The organism is Paenibacillus lycopersici (assembly GCF_010119935.1).
Classification (GTDB): domain Bacteria; phylum Bacillota; class Bacilli; order Paenibacillales; family Paenibacillaceae; genus Paenibacillus_Z; species Paenibacillus_Z lycopersici.
Genome location: NZ_CP048209.1, coordinates 4735309 through 4759207, shown reverse-complemented (window position 1 = coordinate 4759207; position 23899 = coordinate 4735309). Strand labels below are relative to the sequence as shown.

18 protein-coding genes are annotated in these 23899 nt (G+C 60.2%); 15 read left to right on the top strand and 3 right to left on the bottom strand.

The window, feature by feature from the left end:
• Nucleotides 1-78: 78 nt before the first annotated feature.
• The 6 genes from zwf (at nt 79) to GXP70_RS21075 (ending at nt 9276) form a co-directional block, all read left to right on the top strand.
• Complete coding sequence (gene zwf / locus GXP70_RS21100; protein ID WP_162358660.1) at nt 79-1605, top strand: glucose-6-phosphate dehydrogenase; 1527 nt, start codon at nt 79-81, stop codon at nt 1603-1605.
• Nucleotides 1583-3577, top strand: coding sequence for a transketolase (gene tkt / locus GXP70_RS21095; RefSeq protein ID WP_162358659.1), 1995 nt, complete (start codon nt 1583-1585; stop codon nt 3575-3577). The genes zwf and tkt overlap by 23 nt, the downstream gene beginning before the upstream one ends.
• Nucleotides 3578-3617: 40 nt before the next feature.
• On the top strand, nt 3618-4283 hold the full coding sequence (gene fsa, locus GXP70_RS21090; RefSeq protein ID WP_162358658.1) for a fructose-6-phosphate aldolase: 666 nt from the start codon (nt 3618-3620) through the stop codon (nt 4281-4283).
• 108 nt (nt 4284-4391) lie between these two features.
• Nucleotides 4392-5807 (top strand): NADP-dependent phosphogluconate dehydrogenase, encoded by a 1416-nt coding sequence (gene gndA / locus GXP70_RS21085; RefSeq protein ID WP_162358657.1) that lies wholly within the window; start codon nt 4392-4394, stop codon nt 5805-5807.
• A gap of 251 nt (nt 5808-6058) precedes the next feature.
• Nucleotides 6059-7240 carry an IS110 family RNA-guided transposase gene (locus GXP70_RS21080; RefSeq protein ID WP_225442886.1) on the top strand — a complete coding sequence of 394 codons (1182 nt, stop codon included), beginning with the start codon at nt 6059-6061 and terminating at the stop codon, nt 7238-7240.
• A 623-nt stretch (nt 7241-7863) separates the two neighbouring features.
• Nucleotides 7864-9276, top strand: coding sequence for a GGDEF domain-containing protein (locus GXP70_RS21075; protein ID WP_225442501.1), 1413 nt, complete (start codon nt 7864-7866; stop codon nt 9274-9276).
• On the opposite strand, the gene argC is transcribed toward GXP70_RS21075, so the two are convergent.
• Complete coding sequence (gene argC, locus GXP70_RS21070; RefSeq protein ID WP_162358655.1) at nt 9273-10250, bottom strand: N-acetyl-gamma-glutamyl-phosphate reductase; 978 nt, start codon at nt 10248-10250, stop codon at nt 9273-9275. The two genes, GXP70_RS21075 and argC, sit on opposite strands and share 4 nt — an antisense overlap.
• A gap of 370 nt (nt 10251-10620) precedes the next feature.
• On the opposite strand from argC, the gene GXP70_RS21065 reads away from it, so the two are divergent.
• The 4 genes from GXP70_RS21065 to sdaAA all read left to right on the top strand — a co-directional run bounded on the left by GXP70_RS21065 (nt 10621) and on the right by sdaAA (nt 14361).
• The gene (locus GXP70_RS21065; protein WP_162358654.1) at nt 10621-11637 is read left to right on the top strand and encodes an NAD-dependent epimerase/dehydratase family protein; all 1017 of its coding nucleotides are present in this window, start codon (nt 10621-10623) and stop codon (nt 11635-11637) included.
• Between the two features lie 3 nt (nt 11638-11640).
• Nucleotides 11641-12708 carry a dihydrodipicolinate synthase family protein gene (locus GXP70_RS21060; RefSeq protein WP_162358653.1) on the top strand — a complete coding sequence of 356 codons (1068 nt, stop codon included), beginning with the start codon at nt 11641-11643 and terminating at the stop codon, nt 12706-12708.
• A gap of 88 nt (nt 12709-12796) precedes the next feature.
• On the top strand, nt 12797-13477 hold the full coding sequence (gene sdaAB, locus GXP70_RS21055; RefSeq protein ID WP_162358652.1) for an L-serine ammonia-lyase, iron-sulfur-dependent subunit beta: 681 nt from the start codon (nt 12797-12799) through the stop codon (nt 13475-13477).
• Nucleotides 13474-14361 (top strand): L-serine ammonia-lyase, iron-sulfur-dependent, subunit alpha, encoded by an 888-nt coding sequence (gene sdaAA / locus GXP70_RS21050; RefSeq protein WP_162358651.1) that lies wholly within the window; start codon nt 13474-13476, stop codon nt 14359-14361. The genes sdaAB and sdaAA overlap by 4 nt, the downstream gene beginning before the upstream one ends.
• A gap of 770 nt (nt 14362-15131) precedes the next feature.
• On the opposite strand, the gene GXP70_RS21040 is transcribed toward sdaAA, so the two are convergent.
• On the bottom strand, nt 15132-15749 hold the full coding sequence (locus GXP70_RS21040) for a hypothetical protein (protein ID WP_162358650.1): 618 nt from the start codon (nt 15747-15749) through the stop codon (nt 15132-15134).
• 770 nt (nt 15750-16519) lie between these two features.
• Here GXP70_RS21040 and GXP70_RS21035 point away from each other — a divergent pair.
• From GXP70_RS21035 to GXP70_RS21015, 5 genes are all read left to right on the top strand, one after another.
• Nucleotides 16520-17410 carry a methyl-accepting chemotaxis protein gene (locus GXP70_RS21035; protein ID WP_162358649.1) on the top strand — a complete coding sequence of 297 codons (891 nt, stop codon included), beginning with the start codon at nt 16520-16522 and terminating at the stop codon, nt 17408-17410.
• Nucleotides 17359-17883 (top strand): methyl-accepting chemotaxis protein, encoded by a 525-nt coding sequence (locus tag GXP70_RS21030; RefSeq protein ID WP_162358648.1) that lies wholly within the window; start codon nt 17359-17361, stop codon nt 17881-17883. Before GXP70_RS21035 ends, GXP70_RS21030 begins: the two co-directional genes overlap by 52 nt.
• Nucleotides 17884-18071: 188 nt before the next feature.
• A complete protein-coding gene (locus GXP70_RS21025) occupies nt 18072-19067 on the top strand; it encodes a zinc-binding dehydrogenase (RefSeq protein ID WP_162358647.1) in 996 nt (331 codons plus the stop codon).
• 198 nt (nt 19068-19265) lie between these two features.
• On the top strand, nt 19266-21884 hold the full coding sequence (locus GXP70_RS21020; protein ID WP_162358646.1) for an SLC13 family permease: 2619 nt from the start codon (nt 19266-19268) through the stop codon (nt 21882-21884).
• Between the two features lie 204 nt (nt 21885-22088).
• On the top strand, nt 22089-22265 hold the full coding sequence (locus GXP70_RS21015) for a YjfB family protein (RefSeq protein ID WP_162358645.1): 177 nt from the start codon (nt 22089-22091) through the stop codon (nt 22263-22265).
• Nucleotides 22266-22375: 110 nt separating this feature from the next.
• On the opposite strand, the gene GXP70_RS21010 is transcribed toward GXP70_RS21015, so the two are convergent.
• On the bottom strand, nt 22376-23449 hold the full coding sequence (locus GXP70_RS21010; protein ID WP_225442500.1) for a lactonase family protein: 1074 nt from the start codon (nt 23447-23449) through the stop codon (nt 22376-22378).
• Nucleotides 23450-23899: the final 450 nt, after the last annotated feature.

Below are 23899 nucleotides of genomic sequence, written 5' to 3'. Positions count from 1 at the left end.
GCTATTCGTATTATAGTTGATCCAAGGAACAGAAACTAGTGCCGCCAGCGGCGCGATGCCGGAAGGAGTCATGAAATTATGGATGCCACTACATTTATATTGTTCGGGGCGACGGGCGATTTGGCCAAACGCAAAATCTACCCGGCCTTGTTTAATTTATTCATCGACGGGAAGCTGCCGCAGGCCTTCTCCGTATTCGGACTTGGACGCCGGGAACTGACCGACGAGACGTTCCGGGCCAATGTCGGCCAGGCGCTCCGCAGCTTCAGCAGGCGCGAAGCGAACGACGACGAGGCCGTGAGCCGTTTCTTGAGCGCGTTCAGCTACAGCGTGCTCCATATCGACCGCGAGGACGATTACGCGAACCTGCTTCGCTTGGTCGAGCAGCGGGAAGCGGCGCTTAACGCCGCGCCGAACCGGATGTTCTACCTGTCGGTCGGGCCCGAGTTCTTCACGACGATCGCCGCCAACGTCAAGTCGAGCGGGCTCGGTTCCGCGGACGGCTGGAAGCGTCTCGTCATCGAGAAGCCGTTCGGCCACGACCTGCAATCGGCGCGTGAATTAAACGAGCAGCTGAGCCGGTCGTTCGAGGAGCATGAAGTGTTCCGCATCGACCATTACCTCGGCAAGCCGATGGTGCAGAAGCTCGAAATTTTGCAGCAGGCGAATCCGGTGCTTCAAGCGCTGTGGACGAACCGCCATATCGCGAACGTGCAAATTACGGCGAACGAGACGGTCGGCGTCGAAGAGCGCGCCGGTTATTACGATCATGTCGGCGCCGTGAGAGACATGTTCCAGAACCATATGCTGCAATTGCTCATGATGCTCGCGATCCACTTGCCGAACAACAGCACGTCCGACGACGTCCGCCTGCGCAAGAAGAAAGTCATGGAGGCCGTCGTGCCGCTGCCCAAAGAGAACGTCGCCCTGCAAGTCATTCGCGGACAGTACGCGGAAGGGACGATTCAAGGCAAGCCCGTCGTCGGATACAAATCCGAGCCGGGCATCGCCGAGACGTCGACGAACGATACGTTCATCGCCGCGCGCCTGGAGATCGACGATTATTTCTGGCGGGGCGTGCCGTTCTATATCCGGACGGGTAAACGGATGGCGGAGAAGTCGACGCGGATCGTGATCGAGTTCAAGGAGCCGCTGAAGCAGCCGGCGCTTGCGCTTGACGACAGCAAGACGCCGAACCTGCTCGTGTTCGAGATCAGCCCGAACGAAGGCATTACGCTCCAGCTGAATACGAGAGATCCGCAGCAGAAGGACGAGTTCAAGCCGATGCATGTCAACTTCCATACGAGCGAGCAAGACGTGCCCGAAGCGTACGAGAATTTGATCGGCGACGCGCTGAGAGGCGATCCGACGTTCTTCTCCCACTGGGACGAGGTGGAGCTGGCCTGGAAATGGGTGCAGCCGATCCTGGACGCGTTCGCGGAAAATCTCGTGCCGCTTCACTCGTACGCGGCGGGCAGCTACGGACCTGCAGCGTCCGACGAGCTGCTGGCCAAGGACGGATACCGCTGGCGCTTCGACGCCGAGCCTGAACAACCAAATGAAACGAAAGCGGGAGAAAACTATGCCTATCACGCAAACCATTGATCAACTGGCCGTCGACACGATCAGGACCTTGTCCATCGACGCCACCAACGCCGCGAATTCCGGACATCCGGGTCTGCCGATGGGCGCCGCGCCCATGGCGTACGCGCTCTGGGGCAAGCAGCTGAACCATAATCCGGCGAATGCCAAATGGTTCAACCGCGACCGCTTCGTGCTGTCCGCGGGACACGGCTCCGCGCTGCTCTACAGCTTGCTTCATCTGTCGGGCTACCGCGTGTCGATCGACGATCTGAAGCAGTTCCGCAAGATGAACAGCCGGACGCCGGGGCATCCCGAATACGGGCATACGGACGGCGTCGAAGCGACGACGGGCCCGCTCGGCCAAGGGGTCGCGATGGCGGTAGGCATGGCGATGGCCGAAGCGCATCTGGCCGCGAAATTCAACCAGGACGGCTTCCCGGTCGTCGACCATTACACGTACGCGCTCGTCGGCGACGGCTGCCTGATGGAAGGTATTTCGTACGAAGCGATGTCGATGGCCGGTCATATGAAATTGGGCAAACTGATCGTATTGTACGATTCCAACGATATCTCGCTGGACGGCGACCTGAGCCTGTCCTTCGGCGAGCAGATGCAGAAGCGCGCGGAATCGGCCAACTGGCATTACCTCCGGGTCGAGGACGGCAACGACATCGGCCAGATCGCCGAGGCGATCGCGGCCGCCAAGCAGCACGCGTCGCAGCCGACGCTGATCGAAGTGCGCACGATTATCGGCTTCGGCAGCAAGGCCGCCGGTACGTATAAAGTGCACGGCAATCCGATCGGCCGCGAAGAAGGGGCGGCGACGAAGAAAGTGTACGGCTGGCAGTACGAGGAAGAGTTCACCGTTCCGGACGAGGTGCGCGCGCATTTCGACGGGCTGAAGAAGCAGGGCGCGGAGAAGGAAGCGGCATGGAACGCGCTGGTGAACGCGTATAAAGCGCAGCATCCGTCGCTCAGCTCGGAATTCGAGCGCGTCGTCGACGGCAAGTTCGCGATCGAGGCCGCCGATATTCTGACGTTCGATTCGTCCAAAACCGTCTCGACCCGCGTGGCGAGCGGCAATGCGATCAACCACTACATCAAGCGCATCCCTTCGATCTTCGGCGGCAGCGCGGATCTATCGCACTCGACGATGACAGACATCGCAGGCGAGCCGAAATTCGCCGTCGATACCTATGCGGGACGGAACGTCTACTTCGGCGTCCGCGAGCATGCGATGGGCGCGGCCGGCAACGGCATGGCGCTGCACGGCGGCGTGAAGCCGTTCGTCAGCACGTTCTTCGTATTCAGCGATTATTTGCGGCCGTCGATCCGACTGGCGGCGCTGCAAAAGCTGCCCGTGACGTACGTGTTCACGCATGATTCGATCGCGGTCGGCGAAGACGGCCCGACGCATGAGCCGGTCGAGCACTTGGCCGCGCTGCGGACGATTCCGGGTCTGACGGTTATCCGTCCGACCGACGGCAACGAGACGGCGAACGCATGGGCGTACGCGCTGCAGCAGAACGAAGGTCCGGTCGCGCTCATTCTGAGCAGGCAGAACCTGCCGGTATACGAAGCGACGCAAGCGAATGTCGCCGGCCTCGAGCAAGGCGCGTACGTGCTGACCGAAACGAACGACAAGCCTGACGTGATCCTGATCGGGACGGGCTCCGAAGTTTCGCTGGCCGTGAACGCGAAGGCCGAGCTGGAGAAGGAGAATGTCTCCGTGCGCGTCGTTGCGATGCCGAGCATGGAGCTGTTCAATAAGCAATCCGAGGCTTACAAGCAATCGGTGCTCCCGAATGCCGTCACGAAGCGCGTGTCGATCGAAGCGGGCATTTCGCTGGGCTGGGAACGCTATACGGGACCGAGCGGCAGCATTCTGTCGATCGATTCGTTCGGCGCCTCGGGTCCAAGCACGGAAGTCATGGAGTATTTCGGTTTCTCGGTAAGCAACGTGGTCCGCGCGGCGAAAGCGCTGCTGAACTAAAACCAATCATACCCACAACTCATTATTGGAGGTTATGAACATGAAATTTTTCATCGATACCGCCAACCTGACGGACATCAAGAAAGCGTACAAAATCGGCGTGCTGTCCGGCGTTACGACGAACCCGTCGCTCGTGGCCAAAGAAGGCGTGAAGTTCGAAGACCGCATCGCCGAAATTTTGCGCGAAGTGCCTGAAGTCGAGTCCGTGTCCGCGGAAGTGACGCCGGATGCGCTGACGGCCGAAGAGATGATCGCCCAAGCGGACGAATTGATCAAGATCAACGATTACGACAAGAATATCACGATCAAGCTGCCGATGACGCTGGCGGGCCTTGAAGCTTGCCGCTACCTGAGCAAGAAGGGCGTGAAGACGAACGTCACGCTGATCTTCACGGTCAACCAGGCGCTTCTGGCAGCCCGCGCGGGCGCAACGTACGTATCGCCGTTCCTCGGCCGCCTGGACGATATTTCGGAAGACGGCGTGCTGCTCGTTGCGAAAGTGGCGGAGCTGTTCCGCACGCATAACCTGGATACGCAAATCATCGCCGCTTCCGTCCGTCATCCGGACCATGTGACGCGCGTTGCGATGGCCGGCGCGCATATCGCGACGATTCCGTTCTCGGTCATCGAACAAATCTCGAAGCACCCGCTGACGGAGCAAGGCATGGAGAAATTCGCGGCGGACTGGAAGAAAGCCGTACAATAACCGTTGTCCGTTACGGCCGCTGCGCAATCGCAGCGGCCGTAATAACTGGCAGCGGCAGTGGCAGGGCTATAATCTCGTGTACATGAATCGACAAGGAGGATGTTTGGCATGGCAAAACAACAAATCGGCGTGGTCGGCTTGGCCGTTATGGGCAAGAACCTCGCCATGAACATTGAAAGCAAGGGCTTCACGGTGGCGGTCTACAACCGCTCGGCGGAGAAGACGAACGAGCTGCTGGCGGAAACGCAGGGCCGGAATTTCGTCGGCGCGTTAAGCGTCGAGGAGTTCGTGAACGCGCTCGAAACGCCGCGCAAAATCCTGATCATGGTCAAAGCCGGGCAGCCGACGGACGATACGATCAACCAGCTGGTGCCTTATCTGAGCCCGGGCGATATTCTTATCGACGGCGGCAACGCGTACTTCCCGGATACGCAGCGCCGAAACAAGGAGCTGTCGGCGAAGGGCTTCAACTTCATCGGCGCAGGCGTATCGGGCGGCGAGGAAGGCGCGCTGCTCGGGCCGGCGATCATGCCGGGCGGCCAGCGGGAAGCCTACGAGCTGGTCGAGCCGATTCTGACCGCGATTTCGGCGAAAGTAAACGGCGACCCTTGCTCCACCTACATCGGAGCGGACGGCGCAGGCCATTACGTCAAGATGGTGCATAACGGCATCGAGTACGGCGACATGCAGCTGATCGGCGAAGCGTACCACTTGCTGAAGGACGTGCTTAATCTCGGCACGAGCGAGCTGCATGACATTTTCACGGAATGGAACAACGGCGAGCTCGACAGCTACCTGATCGAGATTACGGCCGATATCTTCGGCAAGACCGATCCGGAGACGGGCAAGCCGATGGTCGACGTTATTCTGGACGCCGCGGGACAGAAGGGGACCGGCAAGTGGACGAGCCAAAGCGCGCTCGATCTCGGCGTGCCGCTGTCCATCATTACGGAATCCGTCTTCGCGCGCTTCATCTCCGCGATGAAGGATGAGCGCGTTGCCGCAAGCAAGCTGCTGAGCGGACCGTCCGCTCCGAGCTTCGAAGGCGACCGCGCCGCATTCATCGAGGCGGTCCGCCAGGCGCTGTACGCCAGCAAAATCGCCTCGTACGCGCAAGGCTTCGCCCAGATGCGCGCGGCTTCCGAAGCGTATGGCTGGGACTTGAACTACGGCGGCATCGCGATGATTTTCCGCGGCGGATGCATTATTCGGGCTCGTTTCCTGCAAAATATCAAAGACGCCTACGATCGCGATCCGGAACTGAGAAATCTGTTCCTGGACGATTATTTCCGCGGCGTCGTCGAGAACTACCAAGGCGCATGGAGACGCGTCGTCTCCGTCGCGGTAGAGCGCGGCATCCCGGTTCCGGCCTTCGCGTCGGCGCTGGCCTACTATGACAGCTACCGTTCCGAACGTCTGCCGGCGAACCTGCTGCAGGCGCAGCGCGACTACTTCGGCGCGCACACGTTCGAGCGTCTGGACCGGAAGGGCAGCTTCCACTTCCAATGGATGGCGAACGAATAAGACGGGCTGCAGAAGGATTGCGATCTTGCATAAGCGGATCGCGTGAACGATGACGCGACCGATGATGCGCCGCCCTATGACGCGTGACGCGCCCGATGATAGAACCTCCGCTTCCACTTTGGTGGGCGGAGGTTTTTGGCGTTGGTATGCATTTGGGCGGCTTATTGCGGTTATGCAATGAGGCATTAGGGCAGCAGTGCAAGCGAGCAATAGGGCGGTTATACTAGCGGGCATTGGCATGCTGACACAGGATCCGCTATTTATTCGAAAACGGCGATTTTGAGCAGGGGTTCGGACACAGGGACCGCTCCGATGGCCTTGAACGCTTGCTGCGGTGGGTACAGGACTTGCAACGGGCGTATGGGTTTACGGAGGTTATCTTCGGCGCCGAATCGACGGGACATTACTTTCTCAATGTGGCCTTCGCCCTGCGTAAACGAGGACTTACCGTCGTTCTGGTCAATCCGCTGACGACGAAACGGAATAAAGAAAACCGAGATAACAAACCTTCCAAAAACGATGCAAAGGACGCCGTGACCATCGGCGACGTCGTCTCTCGCGGGTACTACACGGAGTGGGTGGTTCACGATCCGGTCTACCGGCAGCTGCACGCCTTGGTCAATGAACGCGAGGCGATGAGCGATGCCCTCACCGTCATCGACAATCAACTTCAGACGGCGATCGATCAGGTGTTTCCGGAATTCTGGTCGGTCTTTAAACACTGGGACGGCAGTCGTGCACGAGCGACCTTGCGCAGCTTCCCCCTGCCCGCGGACATCCTTGCCAACACGCTCCCCGAGCTGATCGAAGGGTGGCGGACGAGCGGCTTGAAGCGAGCTGGAGGAACAACGGGCATCCAAATCGCCAGCCAGTTGCTCCTGGCCGCCGGGCGCTCCATCGGAGTCACGGAGGCAGCGGAACTTGGCCGGCGCATTCAACGGCTCCTTGCGCGGTATGAGCATCTACTGGCTCAGCAAGCCGAGGTGGATGTGGAAATCGCCGCCCTGCTGGAGCGACTACCACCGGCTGTCCTGCGTCCCTTGCAGGAAGTCGGACTCAGCCCCTGGTTCATGGCCGTGATCCTTGCCAATACTGGCGATCTGCGGCGCTACACCCATGGTCAGCAATTACTGGCGCTGGCGGGGCTGAACTTGGCCGAGCGCAGCTCCGGCACCTGCAAAGGGCAAGTGAAACTTGCCAAACGAGGGCGAAGGCAACTGCGCAAATATCTGTACCTGGCGGTCATGATGCTGCTCTGCAACCATGCGGGTTTTAAACGCTGGCATACGTACAACATCAAGACCCTACGTCAGAAAGGCATACACTCGGTGTTGAAGCTTGTGGGCAAGCTCTGCCGCATTCTGGTTGCCCTTGCACACAGCGGCGAAGCCTTTCAGGAACAAAAGGCTGCCCCGCTGCGAAACGCGACCTAGTCTGAAGAGCGAACCCCCGTCACTTACGTATGTTGTCCCATTCGCGGGATAGAAAAAGAAAGCACGGAGTACCGAATGGAAGTTCCGCAAGGGCACAGACCCGTCAAATAAAAGCGATCGGACTTCACCGCTTGGGTAGGTATAACGAAGGAAGGTAAGGGCGTAGACCCGTAGAGACATGGGATGGTGAACCCTCAAGCCAGCGTGAAGAAAACGTGCAGCAGAGCAGGGAGCAAAGGAGCTTCTATGGCATCCTCTATTCCCGCATGCCCGCCTGCGCTTTGCTTGGGGAGTCGGCTACCTTGCCTAGCTTCTGTCACCTGTCCAATGCACTTGAAATCCTGCGAATGAGAGAGCATACGTGAGAAAAACCATTATTACCAGAGGGACGGATTCTCTGTCCGCAGACAGCGGTTGATAGGAGACGTGGTCGCTCTGCGAGCTCCGGCTAACCCACGAATTCGCTCGCCGGCTCTCGCATCGCAGTCCCACGGGTTCCCAGCGCCCCACGCGAGCTCCCGCGAACGGGAACCGCCGCAATTGTTTGCACCCGCCCGAACGGCCGTGCTATGCTGATTAAAAGTCAGTTTAAGGCTGTTGTCTATTAATAGGAGGACAAACGCATGAATAAGAACGGCTATGTACGCCGCGAAGGTGGGATTGAACGGGAGGCGACAAGCGCGCCGAAGCAGGATGAGCCGGCCCTGCCGCGAGGCATCTCCATCGGCATTATCGGACCGGAAGAGCTGGTGCAGCGCATATTGAACGTCTTGAAGGCGTTCCCGTCCTTCCGGCCGATTGCCAAGACGTACGACACCGTCGACGAGGCGCCGGGGCTGGCGGAGGAGATCGCGGACGAAGCCGAAGTGATCCTCGCTTCCGGGCCCGTGCCTTACAATGCCATCCGCGAGCAGGTAAGGACGAGCGCCGCGCTCCATTACGTGCCGCTTACCGACACCGGCTTCTACCGCGCGCTGTCCCGTCTGAAGAACGCGCTCGGACCGGAGCGCAGGCTGCGCGTATCCGTCGATACGCTCGGCAAGCCGATGATCGCGAAAGCGCTGGCCGAGATCGACGAGACGCGCGCCGAAGCGCTGCCGTACGACGGCCCGGCGAACGCGTCGAAGGAAATGCTCGCGGCGCATCACGCGCTGCTGTTCGAATCGGGCGCCTGCGACGCCGCGCTGACCGCCGAAGCGTCCGTTGCCAAGGCGCTGTCGGAACGCGGCATTCCGAACGAATGGATCATCCCGACGGACGGCAATATTACGGTCGCCCTCGAGCGGGCGCTGCTGTCGACGGAAACCCGGCAAAGCAAAGAGGCGCAGATTGTCGTCGGGCTGATCAACGTCGACCATTTCGAGCGGCTGATTCAGACCCGCGCGTCCGAGCACGAGATTCAGAAATTCAAGCTGGACATCCACCGGATGCTGCTCGATTACGTCGCATCGCTGGACGGCTATTTGACGCATCTCGGCGGCGATGAATATTTGTTTTTTACGACGCGGGGCATTTTCGAACGGATCACGGGCGGTTACAAGTCGATCTCGCTCGGCAGGAGCATGTACCGGAAGTTCGGCCTGTCGCTCAGCATCGGCATGGGCTTCGGCCGATCGGCGAACGAAGCGGGCACGAACGCAAGAGCCGCGCTGCGCAAATCGAAGGATGCGGGCGGCGATACTTGCTTCATCGTCGGAGAAGACAGGGCGCTGATCGGACCGCTGGCCATGTCGGACCCGCTCGAAGCCGCGCTGGCGCTGACCGATGCCGGTCTGATCAAGCGGGCGGAGGACGCGGGCATGACGTCCGTTTACTTGAGCAAGCTCATGGCCCAAGTGGCGCGAACCGGGCAGACGGACTACAAGGTGCATGAGCTTGCCGCGATGTTGGACATTACGGTGCGCAGCACGCATCGCCTGCTGCAGCAGTGGCTCGATCACCGGCTGATCGCCGTGGCGGACGTGGAGAAGGTGCCCAAAGGAAGACCGCGCCAAATTTTCCGCCTGACGTTCCTGCGGGACGCCAAGGGGGGTTAGTTCCCGGTCGAGCGAAGGCTATCGTTCGCCGCCGTCAGTCCGGTGCCCTCGTCCAGCCCGAGCATCAGGTTCATATTCTGAATGGCCGCACCGGAAGCGCCTTTGCCTAAATTATCGAATCTCGCGATGATCAGCACTTCGTCCTGGTGGCCGAATACGAATAGATCCAGCTGGTTCGTATGATTGCAAGGCAGGAGATCAAAATAGCCGTCATCGAGATCGGCGGCGGAGTCGTACGGGAGAACGTGGATAAAACGCTCATCCCTATAGCAGGCGGCAAGCGTTTCTTGAATATCGCGCACCGCTGCGGGCTTGGCGAACAGACGGGGAAAGAGCGGAACGGCAACGGCATCGCCCTGATAATAGTTTCCGACGATCGGGGTGAAGAGAGGCGCTGCGTCCAACCCGGAATAGCGCTGCATCTCCGGCCGATGCTTGTGGTCCAGGCCAAGCGCATAAGGTCTGGGCGCGAGGAGCTGCTCCCGTGGAGCGTTCCGATAGTCCGCGATGAGCTTCTTGCCGCCGCCGCTGTATCCCGTAAGCGCATAACAGGACGCCGGGTAATCGCGCGGGACGATCCCTGCAGCCACTAGAGGCCGCATGGCCAAAATAAACCCCGTCGCATGGCAGCCCGGGACCGAGACCCTGTGCGATCGGCGGATGCTGCCGCGCTGCCGGGAATGCAGCTCCGGCAAGCCGTACGCCCAATCGGGGTGTGTCCGGAACGCCGTGCTTGCATCGATGATGCCGGTCTTCGTATTCGTTACCATCGATACGGCCTCTCTTGAAGCCGCATCGGGGAGGCATAAGAAGACGAGATCGGCTTCGTTCAGCATCGCCCTGCGCGTTTCCTCGTCTTTACGCTTGTCCGGTTCGATCCGGAGCACTTCGATATGCGGCAGCTTGTTCAGATAGTCATGGATGCGCAGCCCCGTTGTCCCTTCTTGACCATCCACGAATATGCGGTGCTTCATGCTTCCACCTCTCATCTTTCCAGATAATGAATAATAATACAACGATAAGAATATATATTCAATCTCTTAATTGAAATTCGCGGTATCCGACGCTGTTTCCTAGGAGACGTTATATCGGCTATTTCAATAATTTAAAGACGATTAAAAGATTTGTCTTTTAACCAATGCGCGACTAAGATGAAAGTACATACCCTGTTCTGTTTCTTTCATATGTCCTTCGCATCTAGCCCTACAGGACGCGTTCTCATCACGAATCCCTCATCACGAATCCTTCATCGCGAATCCTTCATCGCGAGTTCCTCAACTACCACTTCACCCTCATTCTAGTCTGCATGACTTATCTTTCATTCCGAAAGGAGTCTAACCATCCATGAGAACGATTGAAGAATTGGAAGCCAAGCTGGCCGAGCCTTCGGAAGCGCTCGTCCGGGACATCCGGCGCATCGAAGGGGACATCATGCTGCTCGGCGTCGGCGGCAAAATGGGACCGAGTCTGGCGCGGCTGCTGCTGAACGCGATCCGGCAAGCGGGCGTCGGCAAAAAGGTCATCGCCGTATCGCGCTTCTCCGAAGCGGGCCTTCAGGAGCGGCTGTCCGCAGACGGCGCCGAGACGATCGCCTGCGACCTGCTCGATGATGCGGCGCTTCAGTCGCTGCCGGACGTGCCGAATATCATCTACATGGCCGGCACCAAATTCGGAACGACGGGCAATGAATCGTTCACCTGGGCGATGAACGCGTATGTGCCGGGCCGGGTAGCCGAGAAGTTCCGCCGCTCGCGCATCGTCGTGTTCTCTTCGGGCAATGTGTATCCGTTTACGCCTGTCGGCCATGGCGGCGCGAGCGAAGCGGCAGCTCCGGCGCCGGTCGGCGAATACGGGCAGTCCTGCCTTGGACGGGAACGGATTTTCGAGCATTTCTCCAAGACGTACGGCATTCCGATGGTCATCTACCGGCTGAATTACGCTATCGATATGCGCTACGGCGTCCTCCTGGAGCTCGCCAAATCGGTCAAGGCCGGCAAGCCGATCCAGCTCGCGATGGGCCATGCCAACGTCATCTGGCAGGGAGACGCCAATGCGATCGCGATCCGCGCGCTGCTCGCCTGCGAGACGCCGGTCAACGTTCTGAACGTGACGGGGCCGGAGACGGTATCGATCCGCTGGGCCGCGGAGGAATTCGGCAAGCGGCTCGGGGCCGCGCCGGTATTCGCAGGGGAGGAATCCCCGGACGCCCTGCTGAACAACGCAGCCAAATGCCATAAGCTGTTCGGTTACCCGCGCGTGTCGCTGCTGCAAATGATTGACTGGGTGGCGGAATGGGTAGAGGCCGGCGGCGCGACGCTCAACAAGCCAACGCATTTCCAAGAGCGAAAGGGGAAATTCTGACCGATGCGTGCCCACTCGTCCTTGTCCCCCGAACAAAGCCGCGCGCTGCATGAAGGGCTCGTCATTCCGGCGCATCCGCTGGCGCTTGACGCGAACCGGCAGCTCGATATCCGGCATCAGCGGGCCTTGACCCGCTATTATCTCGCTGCGGGCGCTGGCGGCATCGCCGTCGGCGTGCACTCGACGCAGTTCGAAATCCGCGATCCGCGAATTAATCTCTATGAGCGGGTGCTTCGCCTCGCCGCCGAAGAAGTCGAGCGCGCCCGTCTGCGGCGCCCGTTCATCCAGGTCGCCGGCATTTGCGGGCCGGCGGAGCAGGCGATCCGCGAAGCGAAGCTGGCCGCCGGGCTCGGCTACGACGCCGGGCTGCTCAGCATGGGCGGCCTGCACGGCTTGACCGAGTGGGAGCTGCTGGACCGGACGGAGCGAATCGCCGCGATTTTGCCGGTGTTCGGTTTTTACTTGCAGCCGTCCGTCGGCGGACGCGTGCTCAGCTATGCGTTCTGGCGGGCGTTCGCCGATATTCCCGGCGTCGTCGCGATCAAGATGGCACCTTTCAACCGCTATCAGACGATCGATGTCGTCAGGGCGGTCTGCGCATCCGGCCGACGGGACGACATCGCGCTGTACACCGGCAACGACGATAATATCGTGAACGATTTGCTGACGGCCTATCGCTTCCAGGCTGACGGACGGACGATCGAGAAGCGGATCGCCGGCGGCTTGCTCGGGCATTGGGCGGTATGGACGCGCAAGGCGGTGGAGCTGCTGGAGGCGGTCAAACAAGCGCGGCAGGAAGAGCGGCTTCCGCAGGAGTGGCTGACGCGCGGCATCGACGTGACGGACGCGAACGCGGCGTTCTTCGATCCGTCGCATGGCTTCGCCGGCTGCATACCGGGCATCCATGAGGTGCTGCGGCGTCAAGGGCTGATGCAGGGAACATGGTGCCTGAATCCGAGCGAGCAGCTTTCGCCCGGCCAAGCGGAAGAGATCGACCGCGTTTACAGGGACTACCCGCATCTGAACGACGATGCATTCGTTCGGGAACATCTTGCGGCGTGGCTGGCATAGACGAAGGCAAGGTCGGCAACGCTATGACATAATGCGGCAGCCAAGTAAAGCCGCGGCAAATTCGGAGCGAAGGCGGTGAATCGCCGGGATGCGGTTCAAAGACGTATTCAGCATCATCGGCCCGGGCATGATCGGTCCGTCGAGCTCGCATACGGCGGGCGTGCTCACGCTCGGAAGGGCGGCGGCGCAGTTGTTCGGCAGGCAGCCGGAACGCGCGGAAATCACGTTCTTCGGCTCCTTGGCGGCAACATACCGCGGACATGGGAGCGACATCGCCGTTATCGCCGGATTGCTCCGGCTCCGGACCGACGACGAGCGCATTCCCGATTCGCCGGCCATCGCCGAAGCCGCCGGCATGAAAGTCCTGATTCGTACGAGCGGCGTGCCGGCCGTTCATCCGAATACGCTGAGCGTTGCGCTGCGCGGAGGACGCCGGCGCATGAGCCTGACCGGCTGCTCGATCGGCGGCGGCAACATCGAGATCGTGGAGGTGAACGGCTTCGATCTCAAGATGACCGGCCGGTACCCGACGGTCATCGTCTACCATGACGACCGCCCCGGCATGCTGGCCGGCATTACGCGGCTGCTAGGCGAAGCGGGGGTCAATATCGGCTATATGGATGTCGACCGCAAAGCAAGGCTGGGCGAGGCGGCGACGGCGATCGAAGCGGATGCGGCCATTCCGGCGAAGCTGCTTGCGCGCGTCAAACGGCTGCCGAACGTGAAGGAGGTCAGTTATATGGACGTGAACGGTGGCGATCCCGCTTGAGATTCCGCACGCTAGCCGAATTGGCGCAAGCTTGCGCCAAAGCGAATAGGCCGATTTCTGCCGTCATGCTGGAAGACCAGGCGATGGAATCCGGGCAGACGGCCGAACGGGAACGGAAGAAGATGCTTGACTATTACGGCATTATGAAAGAAGCCGTCCGGAAGGGGATCTACTCCGACAAGCCGTCTCGCAGCGGGCTGACCGGCGGAGACGCGAAAAGGCTGCATGCGTATTCGCGCGAGCATGAAGCATCGCTGCAGCCGCACGCCGGCGATGCCATGGCGTACGCGATCGCCGTGTCCGAGGTGAACGCCTCGATGGGCCGCGTCGTCGCAACGCCGACCGCCGGCTCCTGCGGCATCATTCCCGGCGTGTTCGTCAGCAGCCAGGAACGGTACGGGTGGGACGACGACCGGATGGTCGACGGGCTGTTCTGCGCCGGGGCGCTCGGGTACGTTATCGCGAACAATGCCTTTATCTCCGGCGCGGAAGGCGGCTGCCAGGCCGAGATCGGCTCCGCGATCGGCATGGCGGCGGGCGCGCTCGTCGAGCTGAAGGGCGGAAGTCCCGCCCAGTCCGTCCATGCGGTCGGATTGGCATTGAAGAACACGCTCGGACTGATCTGCGATCCGGTCGCAGGGCTTGTCGAGATTCCGTGCATCGTCCGCAACGGCTTCGGGGCGGTCACGGCCTTGGCCGCCGCCGATATGGCGCTGGCCGGCGTCCGCAGCGCGATTCCGTCGGACGAAGTGATTCAGGTGATGCTGGAAGTCGGCAGCGCCATGCCGAGCGCGCACCGCGAGACGGCGCAAGGCGGACTGGCCGGAACGCCGACGGGCAAGCGCATCGCCCAGCAGCTCGCCAAGGATCAACGGACGCCATAAAGGTGCTGTTGCCTATGCTTATGCTGCATCTTGTATGCTTCGTTTGCGCTCTGCATCAAACCGATTTGGGACCCTCGCGGAAACCATCGCGAGGGCAGGAATTCAAGGTTGGCGTGTGGCGAGTCCTCGGGACATCCTTCCCGAGGGCAGGAATTCGGCGCTCAGGGCTGGGGATCCTCGGGAAATCCTTCCCGAAGGCAGGATTTCGGCGTCAGGGCGGAAAAACCACAGGAAATCCTTCCCGAAGGCAGCAGCTTTGCAAACTACCTAACACGTGTGGCTGCAACAAGGGAAATGGCTCCTCTTGCACTTGAATGAGTCATATAATTCCGGCGTTTTCGCACCTTAAGTTCGAGAGGGCATTTGCAGCGGAAGCAGTCAAAAAACAAAGCAAATCCCCTGCTACCATGTAGGTAACACCGTTTTTTAAATGGATTTGTCATGCTTTAGTAGACCAGAATGCGTACGGAAAATTTCGATTTTCCAGCGCCAGGCATAGATGCGCGCGATTTGTTTGGCCGTTAAATCTGTTCGGTTCGTCAAGACGCGAATGGCAGGCCATTTCTTACGCGTACCCAAAAAACGGTATTCAACCAAACGCAAGTGGGTCTTACAGCCGCTTTTCGCATCAACGACTTCGACTGTCGCATCCCGTTTGATCTCCCCGCTGCACTTACGTTCGCGGATGGTGCGAAACTTATTTGTTGAAGCGGATGCGCGACGAAGCGAATGTCGTTCTCGTTCGAAGCGATGTACCGACCGTAATTCACTTAGCCGCGATCGAAAACACAGGTGACATCCGAAGGCTCCACCAGCGCAGCTAGCACTTCGTCGTCGTTGTCAGAGTCGACGGCCGTCGACAGCACCGTCCGCAAGGGATAGGACGTTGTCTCATTGACCAATCCTAAGCTCAGGTGGAGCTTGTTGGCGTGAAAATCCTTTGAAACATAGGCCCATTCGGCACGTTTGCTACCGAGGGTAACCATGGAAGAATCGACAGCGGCTAGTCGTCCAAGCGATCGAAGGCTCGCATCGCAGTACATCGTAGCAAGCTTTTTGGCGGCTTGATGACAAAGCTCCTGCAACGATTCCGTCGGCAGTCGTTCGAGTTTGCGATGCAAACTGGAGGCGCGGATGGAGGACAGTCCCAACCAACGTTGCATCCACGGTGAACTTTCTAAGTGATCGGCCATTTCCTGCAAGGGACGGCCGCGTAAAATGGCTTCCAGAAAAAGAAGCGAGGTGTTCCCAAACGTCAACTTCTTCGCGTAACGATCCGAAGGGGAACTCTCTTTATTTGTAAAGTTTTCCACTGCCCGTGGTAGGTTCTTTGCAAAGCTACTGGTCTGCGGGAGGTAAAGCTGTCCGAATGACAACTTTATCGGCATTTTTGCTAATCTGCAGCGGATAAAGCTGCCCGAATGGCAACATTATCTGTATTTTTGCCAGTCTGCAGCGGATAAAGCTGCTCGAATGGCAACATTATCTGTATTTTTGCCAGTCTGCAGCGGATAAAGCTGCTCGAATGGCAACATTATCGACACTTTTGCCGGTCTGCGGCGGGTAAAGCTGACTGAATGGAAGCTTTCCAATTTAGCCACGACTTTTTTCTATTCTGCAGCAGGTGTGTGAGGTTCTTTGCAAGTCTACTGTCCCGAAGGCAAAATTTCTGCGCTCAGGGCGGAGAAACCCCGGGAAATCCTTCCCGAAGGCAGGATTTCGAGGCCTAGCCCGAGAAACCTCGGGGAAATCCTTTCCGAGGGCAGGAATTCATCGCTCCATGCGGTGAGCCCTCGGTAACGCCTCCCAGTTGCGGCGGGAACGGTCGGGCCGCTCCAGGAGGCATTCGAGCTGGAGCTGAACGCGCATCCTGAACGCGATCGGCATCTCGGAACGAGGCAGGTACACAAGGTTACGACGGCGGTTCGCGCGAACTGCCGGCGTAACCTTGTGTCGTTTCTTAACAATTTTCAAATGACTGCGCGCAAAGTATTCTAACAACTTTTTTATATCGTAGTAGCCATGTCTGCTCAGCCGGCTGGAATTAGCAAACTCGTACATATGGTGAGCGCATGAATAAGGCTAGGGCAGCCGGCATCCTCGGGAACGAAGCAACAAATCCATTTGCACAACACGTCGAAGGAGCGAAATCATCCGTATGACTGCATGGTGCAAAGCAGTGCAGCGATTTACATCCCAGAAGTTGGCGACGAAGCTTATCGCCTCAACGCTCGTTATTTCGATCTTGATCGTCGTTGCCATGTCTTTCGCATTGTTTATCCCCAACGCTTCTTTGTCCCGCAAACAGATTGCCGAACAATTGAAGCTGCAGACGGAGAGCGTTGCGGTCCGCTTGGATCAAGATATTCAGACCAAGGTCGCGAAGCTGGAGTCGCTGGCCAGCATCGGTCAATTGAACGGCCTTGACGCGCAGAAGCATATCGACCTGCTCCGGACGTTCAGCAGCCAGAATCCCGATATGGTCGGCGCCGCGGTCAGCTTGACGCTGACGGGCGAGAGCGTCAAGCTCCATGACGGCAAACCGGTGGACCTGTCCGACCGGACCTATAATCCGCGGTTCGTGAAGCCGATTCTGTACATAACCGATACCGTGCGCGAGCTTGCTAAAGGCGACTTGAGGCCGAGGCTGAACGTCAAGACGAAGGACGAGCTCGGCATCTTGGCCGGCAGTATGAATGCGATGCTGGAGTCGCTGTCCGCCACGATCGGGCAGGTTTCAGCCGCTTCGGGCAGCGTGGCCAACGCGGCGCTGCAAATAACGGCGAGCACGGAAGAAGTCGCCCAGGGAAGCGTGGATCAGGCCGATCGCGCGCGAACGATGTCTCGGCTGTTCGCGGGTCTGGAATCGTCGATGGATCAAGTGGCGTCGAACGCGAATCATGCGAAGGGGCTATCGCAGGAGGCAGTCGATATCGCGGGCGAAGGCAATTCGTTCATTAACACGTCGATCGACAAGATGGAGCAGGCCAAGCGCAGATGGCGCTGTTGGAGCGGGATTCGAAGAAGATCGGCGACATTATCGAAGTGATCAACGAAATCGCGGAGCAGACGAACCTGCTCGCCTTGAACGCGGCGATCGAAGCGGCGCGGGCCGGCGATCAAGGACGCGGCTTCGCGGTCGTCGCCGACGAGGCGCGCAAGCTTGCCGAGCGCAGCGGCGAGGCGACGAAGCAGATCGCCACGATCATCAAAGGGATGCAGGATAACGCGGCCCGCAGCGTTCAGGCCGTCGTCGAGGGCGTTTCCCAGATCGCGCAGACGCGTCAATCGTTCGACGGCATACGGATGAAGGTCAACGATACGTACCGGATGGTCGGCGAGATTACGAGGTCGAGCGAAGACCAGAGCGGGAAAGCGTACGGCATGATGGGCGAAATCGAGTCGGTCGCATCGATCAGCGAGCAAGCGGCGGCGGCTGCCGAACAAACGGCCGCGGCTTCGCAGGAATTATCGGCCTTGGTGGAGAAATTGAATGAATCGGTGGAGATGTTCATCTATTGATGAAGCCAACCCTTCGCGGAGGCTAACGGGAGACGGAGATGGCGAGGATAATGGCGGTGGAGGATTCCGCCTTCATGTGACCGACAGCCTTTTCTTGCAGGCCGGGTACGCCATCCGTCCGCATAGTCGCGCTGGGCCGGGCCGAAGCTCCTGGGGGAACGAATTCGATTAAGGAAGGTGCTGACGGAATGAAAGCAATCGTGCTTCACGCTCCCGGCGAACCGCATACGTTCGCGCTGGCGGAGCTGCCGGTTCCCGAGCCGGGAATCGGCGAAATCAGAGTGCGCATCATGGCGGCAAGCTTGAATCCGGCGGATTACAAAATGGCGAAGAACGGGAATCCGGCATGGACATATCCGTTCGTTCCGGGCCTGGACGGTGCCGGCATCGTCGATCAAGTCGGCGAAGGCGTTACGGCATGGTCCGTAGGCGACCGCGTCGCCTACCACGGCAATTTCACGAAGCCGGGCTCCTTCGCGGAATACGGCATCGCGCAGGCGACCGCGGCCGCCCGCATCCCGGACGGTCTGTCCTTCGAGGCCGCGGCGGCGTTCCCTTGCGCCGGCATGACGGCTTATCAAGCGCTGATCCGCAAGATGAACGTCCGCCCCGGACATTCGATCTTGATCCATGCGGGCGCGGGCGGCGTCGGCGGGTACGCCGTTCAGCTGGCGAGAGCGCTCGGGGCTTCCCCGATTCTCGCGACGGCATCCGCGGCGAACGCCGATTACGTGAAGTCGCTCGGGGCCGATGCGGTCATCGACTACAACACCGAGGATGTGCGCGAACGCGTAATGGCTTTGACGAACGGGCTTGGCGCCGATTATACGCTGAACACGATCAACCGCCAGACGGCGCAGGCGGATCTGTCCGCGCTGGCGTTCGGCGGCCAGCTGGCATGCGTTGCGGGCGCTCCGGAAACGGTGGCCGATTTCCAGCCGTCCCACAGGACGTTCACCGTGCACAAGATGATGCTGTCGGGCGCGTACTTGTCGGGCGATTCGAGGGCGGAACGCGACCTGGCGGCGATGGCGGAGGCATTCATGGCGATGCTGGCGGCCGGAGAGATCGATCCGATGATCGGCAAGCGCATCGCGCTGGCGGAAGTGCCGCAGGAACTGACGCGATTGGCGGAGCGGCATGTTCGCGGGAAGATCGTTGTCGTCGTGCAGGAGCAGCAATAGCCATAGAGCATATCGGCGGTTGAGTCCGTACAACGAACCGATTGGCGAGGGAATGCGGCCTTGCTAATCGGTTTTTTGCTGCTTGCCGGCGCTGCCGTATAACGGATCTGCTTATATGGACACTATTTGTCGGAATCGCATCTGTGCTACTATTTGACTAGCAATAGGTAGAAGAATAGGGAATAGGATGCGTAGACGATGAAGATCGCGGAAATTGCAATGTTTCAAGAGCTCTCCAACCGGGAGCTGGCCAAGCTGCTCGGCAAAATGGAACGGCAGACGCTGCAGCCGGGCGACGTCTTGTTCGCGCAAGGGGAGTTCGGCGACAGCATGTACATCATTGACGAGGGCAGCGTGGAGCTGTTCGTTCAGGCGGACGGCGCGAAGCAATCGCTGGCCGTCCTGGGAGAAGGCGATACGCTGGGCGAGATGGCGCTGCTGACCGGCGAAGCGCGGTCGGCTACGGCGGTGGCCGCTGCTGCCGTCGTGCTGCTGAAGCTGGACAGGGATGCGTTCGACGCGCTCATTACCGAGCAGCCTGCGATATCGGCGTATTTCATCCGGTTGATCTCCCGTCGGCTGATCGATACGAACGAGCGGCTGCGGGATTCCAAGGAGCAGACGAGCCAATGGCTGCAGCGGGAGCTGGCGCAGCTGCCGGACAAGCTGGTCCAGCTGCTGCTGTGGCTGTCTCAGTTCAGCGCAGCAACCGTTCCGTTCGCGGAGCGGCGGTTCGGGCTTGCGCTATGCAAGGAAACCGAGATCCATCCCGCGCTTCGGAAGTTTCTGGCCGTGGAGCCCGGCGAGCCGGATCGCTGTTGCTTGAAGCCGGACGTTCGGGCGGCGGTTGCCGAATTGGCGGGCGCGGCTTACGATTACAAGACGAGGCGGCAGTGGATCGACGAGGCGGAAGCGTTCTATGCGCAGCATGAACAGTGGCTTGAGCTTGGCGCGCTCTACCGCGATGAGGGGAAGTGGGAGAGCGTCCTGCATGCGTTTGCCCGCAGCGAGACGCAGTCTGAATGGCAGGCGGGCGAATGGTTCGTTCTGCTCGGACAATGCCCGGAGCATGCGCTGCTCGGCTCGTTTCCCGCGATGGAGCGCTATGTCCGGCTAAGCTTGGCGCACGGGCCCGAACAAGGCTTGCGGCTTGTTGAAGCGGCGCTGCGCGAAGGGACTTGGTCATCGCGTCCGGACGAGCTGATCGCGCTCTATGAATGGGGAGCGGCGTGCAGCCGCAGCCTACGCCTGCATCATCGGGCTCTGGAGTATCTGCAGCTGGCGGAATCGAGCGCGAACGCCGCTTATGGCCGCGCGCCGGCCCGGCACGACGAGGAACGGGATTTCCAACTCGCGCAGCGGCAGCTCTCTTCGCACAAGAGCGTCCTGTTCGCGGAGCGGGCGAGCCGCATGTTCAAGCCGAGCCAATGGGCAGAATGGCTTGCCCTTGCCGCCGCGGCCGGCATGATCGTCCTGTTCGCGCTGCTTCCGCCGTTTGCCGGTTTGACGGATAAGGGCATGCTGTTCATCGGCATCGCGGTGGCGGCGGTCTTGCTTTGGATCGTCAATATCGTGCCCGACTATATCGTGGCGCTGGGCATGGCGATGCTCTGGGTGCTCGGGGGCGTCGTGGAACCGGAAACGGCGCTATCGGGGTTCGCGTCGCCGACTTGGCTGTATATGATCTTCATAATGTCGCTCAGCGTGGTCATCGCGAAGTCGGGCATCCTGTACCGCCTCTCCCTGCATGCCTTGAAACGGTTCCCGGCGCATTTCCGAGGCCAGCTGTGGGGGCTCGTGGCGGGCGGAATCGCGCTCAATCCGCTCATTCCGTCGTCATCCGCCAAAGTGTCGCTCGGCGTTCCGATCGCGCGGACGCTGTCCGAGTCGATGGGCTTCAAGGACCGCAGCAAAGGGGCGGCGGGGCTAGGGTTGGCGGCGATGGTGTTCTACGGCTTCACGGCGCCGTTCGTCTTGACGGGTTCGTATACGAACGTGATGGCATTCAGCCTGGCGAATACGGCAGAACCCGTCACGTGGCTGGAATGGGCGCTGTACGCGCTGCCGGCTTTCGTCGTCTTCGCGGCCGTCATGCTGCTCGTCTTGTCCTGGCTGTTCCAAGGGAGCTCCGAATCGGTCAAGCAGGTGTCCGCAAGCGTGCTTGATGAACAGCTTCGGCTGCTCGGGCCGTTGTCCCGCGAAGAGCGGATCTCCGCCGGCGTCGTCGTCGGCTGCATCGTCATGATGATGCTGCAGCCGCTGCACGGCATCGACAGCACATGGGTCATGCTGCTCGGCTTCGCGGTGCTCGTCATAACCGGGGTGCTCGACAGGCAATCGCTGCTCGGGGGCATCGATTGGACGTTTCTGCTGTTCCTCGGCGTCGCGTTCAGCTTCGCGAATGCGGCCGGCGAGCTGGGCATCGTGGATGCGATGACCGGCTACCTGGGCGGGCATATGTCCCTCTTCCTCGGCTCGCCGGCGCTGTTCCTGACGGCGGTCATCGCGCTCTGCTTCGCCGTGACGCTGGTCGTTCGCGACGACGCGGCGGTCATCCTGCTCGTGACGGCGCTGCTGCCGCTCGCGGCCAAAGCGGGCATTCATCCGTGGATTCTGGTATTCGTCGTGCTGCTGTCGACGGATCCGTTCTTCTTCAGTTATCAGTCGCCGACCTACCTGACCGCCTATTTCAGCTCCGACGAACGGGCGTTCAGCCATCGCCAAGGGCAGCAGATCGCGCTCGCCTATGCGGCAGCCGTCGTGCTGGCCGTCATCGCGTCGATCCCGTACTGGCAATGGCTCGGTTTGCTCGGCTGACCGCGGGAACCGGGCGGTCGCCTTGGGCGGATAGCCAGATGCGAGCCTCATTCCGCATGCCTCATTCCGCGTGCCTCATTCCGCGTACCGCACGCCGCATACCGCACGCCGCACGCCGCATACCGACGCTGCCGCTAACGATTGACGGCCAATCATCCGATAGAACTCTCGTAACCTAATCATTCCGGCAAGGAGGATTCGATCATGGACATTCCGGCAGTTTCCGTCTCCATGTCCCAAGGCAAGCTGATGAACGATGTCGGCATTGGCGTACTGAAGATGGCTACGGACCAGATGACGCAGCAATCGCAGCAGTTGACGCAGATGATGGCGCAAAGCGTGCAGCCCCACTTGGGGAGCACGATCGACTTGCGCGTGTAACGTCCGGCAAGAAGAAAGGCCGCCTTCACGTCGATTGAGACGCAAAAGGCGGCCTTTTCTTATCTGACCGGTCTACGGGTTCTGGCCGTTCCAAGGTCATGCCGGACGGATTAGTCGGCGATCGCGGCGAAGCGGATGCACACCGGCTTGGACACGCGAAGCTCGCTGCCTGTCGGCTGCAGCTTGCCCGTTGCGGCGTCGCGGCGGAACGTTACGATGTTGTTGCCGTCGCGATTGGCGCAGAGCACGAAGCGTCCGTCCGGCGACAGCGCGAAATTGCGCGGGTGGCCGCCGAGCGTGGAGACATGCTCGACCGGCTCGATACGCCCGCTTGCTTGGTCGACGCCGTAGACCGCGAGGCTGTCATGCCCGCGGTTCGAGCCGTACAAGAACTTGCCGTCCGGCGACAGGTGGATGTCCGCGCAGGCGTTGTCCCCCTCGAAGGATGCCGGCAGCGTGGAAACCGTCTGCACGGCCTCGAGGCTGCCTTCGTTCGCATCGTAGGCATAGACCGTCATCGTGCTGTTCAATTCATTGATACCGTATCCGAACGGCAGCGCCGGATGGAAGACGAAGTGGCGCGGGCCGGAGCCCGGCGCGATGCTCGTCTCGCTGCGCGGCGTCATGCGCGCGTTCGCCAAATCCAGCTCGTACACGAACAGCTTGTCGAGCCCGAGATCGGACACGACGGCGAACCGGTTCGCGTTGTCGACGATCACCGAGTGCGCGCGCGCCTGTGTCTGGGCCGGATGGACGCTGGAGCCTTCGTGCCGGTGCATGTCGGCTGTCGGTCCGATGCCGCCGTCGTCAAGAATCGGCGAGAGGCTGATCATGCCGCCGTGATAGCTCGCCGTCATCGCGAAGTGGCGCGTGTTGTCGAGTGTAATATGGCAGGTCGTCGCGGGAAGCGTGATCGCTTCGTTCAGCCGCTGCAGGCTGCCGCTCGCCGGATCGAAGCGGTACGCGGCGGCCGCGCCGCATTTTCGGCCTTCGGCGTCCTTGCCCTCGAGGACGGTGTAGATCGTTCTACGCTCCGCGTCGGGTACGAGGAATGTCGGATTTTGCAGGCCGTCCGTCTGGCCGATCAGCTTCAAAGCCCCCGTCTGCTCGTCATATGCGCAGGCATATACGCCGGGTCCTTGCGCGTCCGCGTAGGAACCGATAAAGGCAAATGTCGTCGCCATTGTATAGCGCACCTCCATGTCTCGGAATTTTCTTGTTCTAAACTAGCATTTTACCATTATTCGCTGAAAAAGGCATCTCGCCGCATCGTGCCGGCGGGGCGGCAGTTGAGGAGGAGGAGGCGCGTTGCGATCCGACATAAATACAGGGCCGCTCGCCAAGCTAAACCGATCCGGTTATGGCTTGGTATCTCCGACCTTGAACGCTGTATTCGACAACTAGCCGTAAGATAAATGCTGACCGGTCATATCCGAGAGACGAAGAGCAGCGACGGACGGCGTCAATGATCATCGATCGAAAATTATGCAAACGAGCCAAATTGGGGGGGGATAAGGGGCGTTGCGCGGAGTTGACCGTTTCGTTTTTTCGGACACAGGATCCGCTATTTTTGAAGATTAGCGGTTTTATGAACTCCTTATGGACACACGATCCGTGATGTACCTCCAAAGTCT

Excerpts from the sequence above, each read along its gene's own strand:
- GXP70_RS21075 (WP_225442501.1), top strand. The coding sequence starts at position 7,864 with ATGAATAAGAACGGCTATGTACGCCGCGAAGGTGGGATTGAACGGGAG.
- GXP70_RS21065 (WP_162358654.1), top strand. The coding sequence starts at position 10,621 with ATGAGAACGATTGAAGAATTGGAAGCCAAGCTGGCCGAGCCTTCGGAA.
- GXP70_RS21015 (WP_162358645.1), top strand. The coding sequence starts at position 22,089 with ATGGACATTCCGGCAGTTTCCGTCTCCATGTCCCAAGGCAAGCTGATG.
- GXP70_RS21060 (WP_162358653.1), top strand. The coding sequence starts at position 11,641 with ATGCGTGCCCACTCGTCCTTGTCCCCCGAACAAAGCCGCGCGCTGCAT.
- fsa (WP_162358658.1), top strand. The coding sequence starts at position 3,618 with ATGAAATTTTTCATCGATACCGCCAACCTGACGGACATCAAGAAAGCG.
- zwf (WP_162358660.1), top strand. The coding sequence starts at position 79 with ATGGATGCCACTACATTTATATTGTTCGGGGCGACGGGCGATTTGGCC.
- GXP70_RS21010 (WP_225442500.1), bottom strand. The coding sequence starts at position 23,449 with ATGGCGACGACATTTGCCTTTATCGGTTCCTACGCGGACGCGCAAGGA.
- GXP70_RS21025 (WP_162358647.1), top strand. The coding sequence starts at position 18,072 with ATGAAAGCAATCGTGCTTCACGCTCCCGGCGAACCGCATACGTTCGCG.
- sdaAB (WP_162358652.1), top strand. The coding sequence starts at position 12,797 with ATGCGGTTCAAAGACGTATTCAGCATCATCGGCCCGGGCATGATCGGT.
- GXP70_RS21020 (WP_162358646.1), top strand. The coding sequence starts at position 19,266 with ATGAAGATCGCGGAAATTGCAATGTTTCAAGAGCTCTCCAACCGGGAG.
- GXP70_RS21030 (WP_162358648.1), top strand. The coding sequence starts at position 17,359 with ATGGCGCTGTTGGAGCGGGATTCGAAGAAGATCGGCGACATTATCGAA.
- GXP70_RS21040 (WP_162358650.1), bottom strand. The coding sequence starts at position 15,749 with ATGCCGATAAAGTTGTCATTCGGACAGCTTTACCTCCCGCAGACCAGT.
- tkt (WP_162358659.1), top strand. The coding sequence starts at position 1,583 with ATGCCTATCACGCAAACCATTGATCAACTGGCCGTCGACACGATCAGG.
- gndA (WP_162358657.1), top strand. The coding sequence starts at position 4,392 with ATGGCAAAACAACAAATCGGCGTGGTCGGCTTGGCCGTTATGGGCAAG.
- GXP70_RS21035 (WP_162358649.1), top strand. The coding sequence starts at position 16,520 with ATGACTGCATGGTGCAAAGCAGTGCAGCGATTTACATCCCAGAAGTTG.
- argC (WP_162358655.1), bottom strand. The coding sequence starts at position 10,250 with ATGAAGCACCGCATATTCGTGGATGGTCAAGAAGGGACAACGGGGCTG.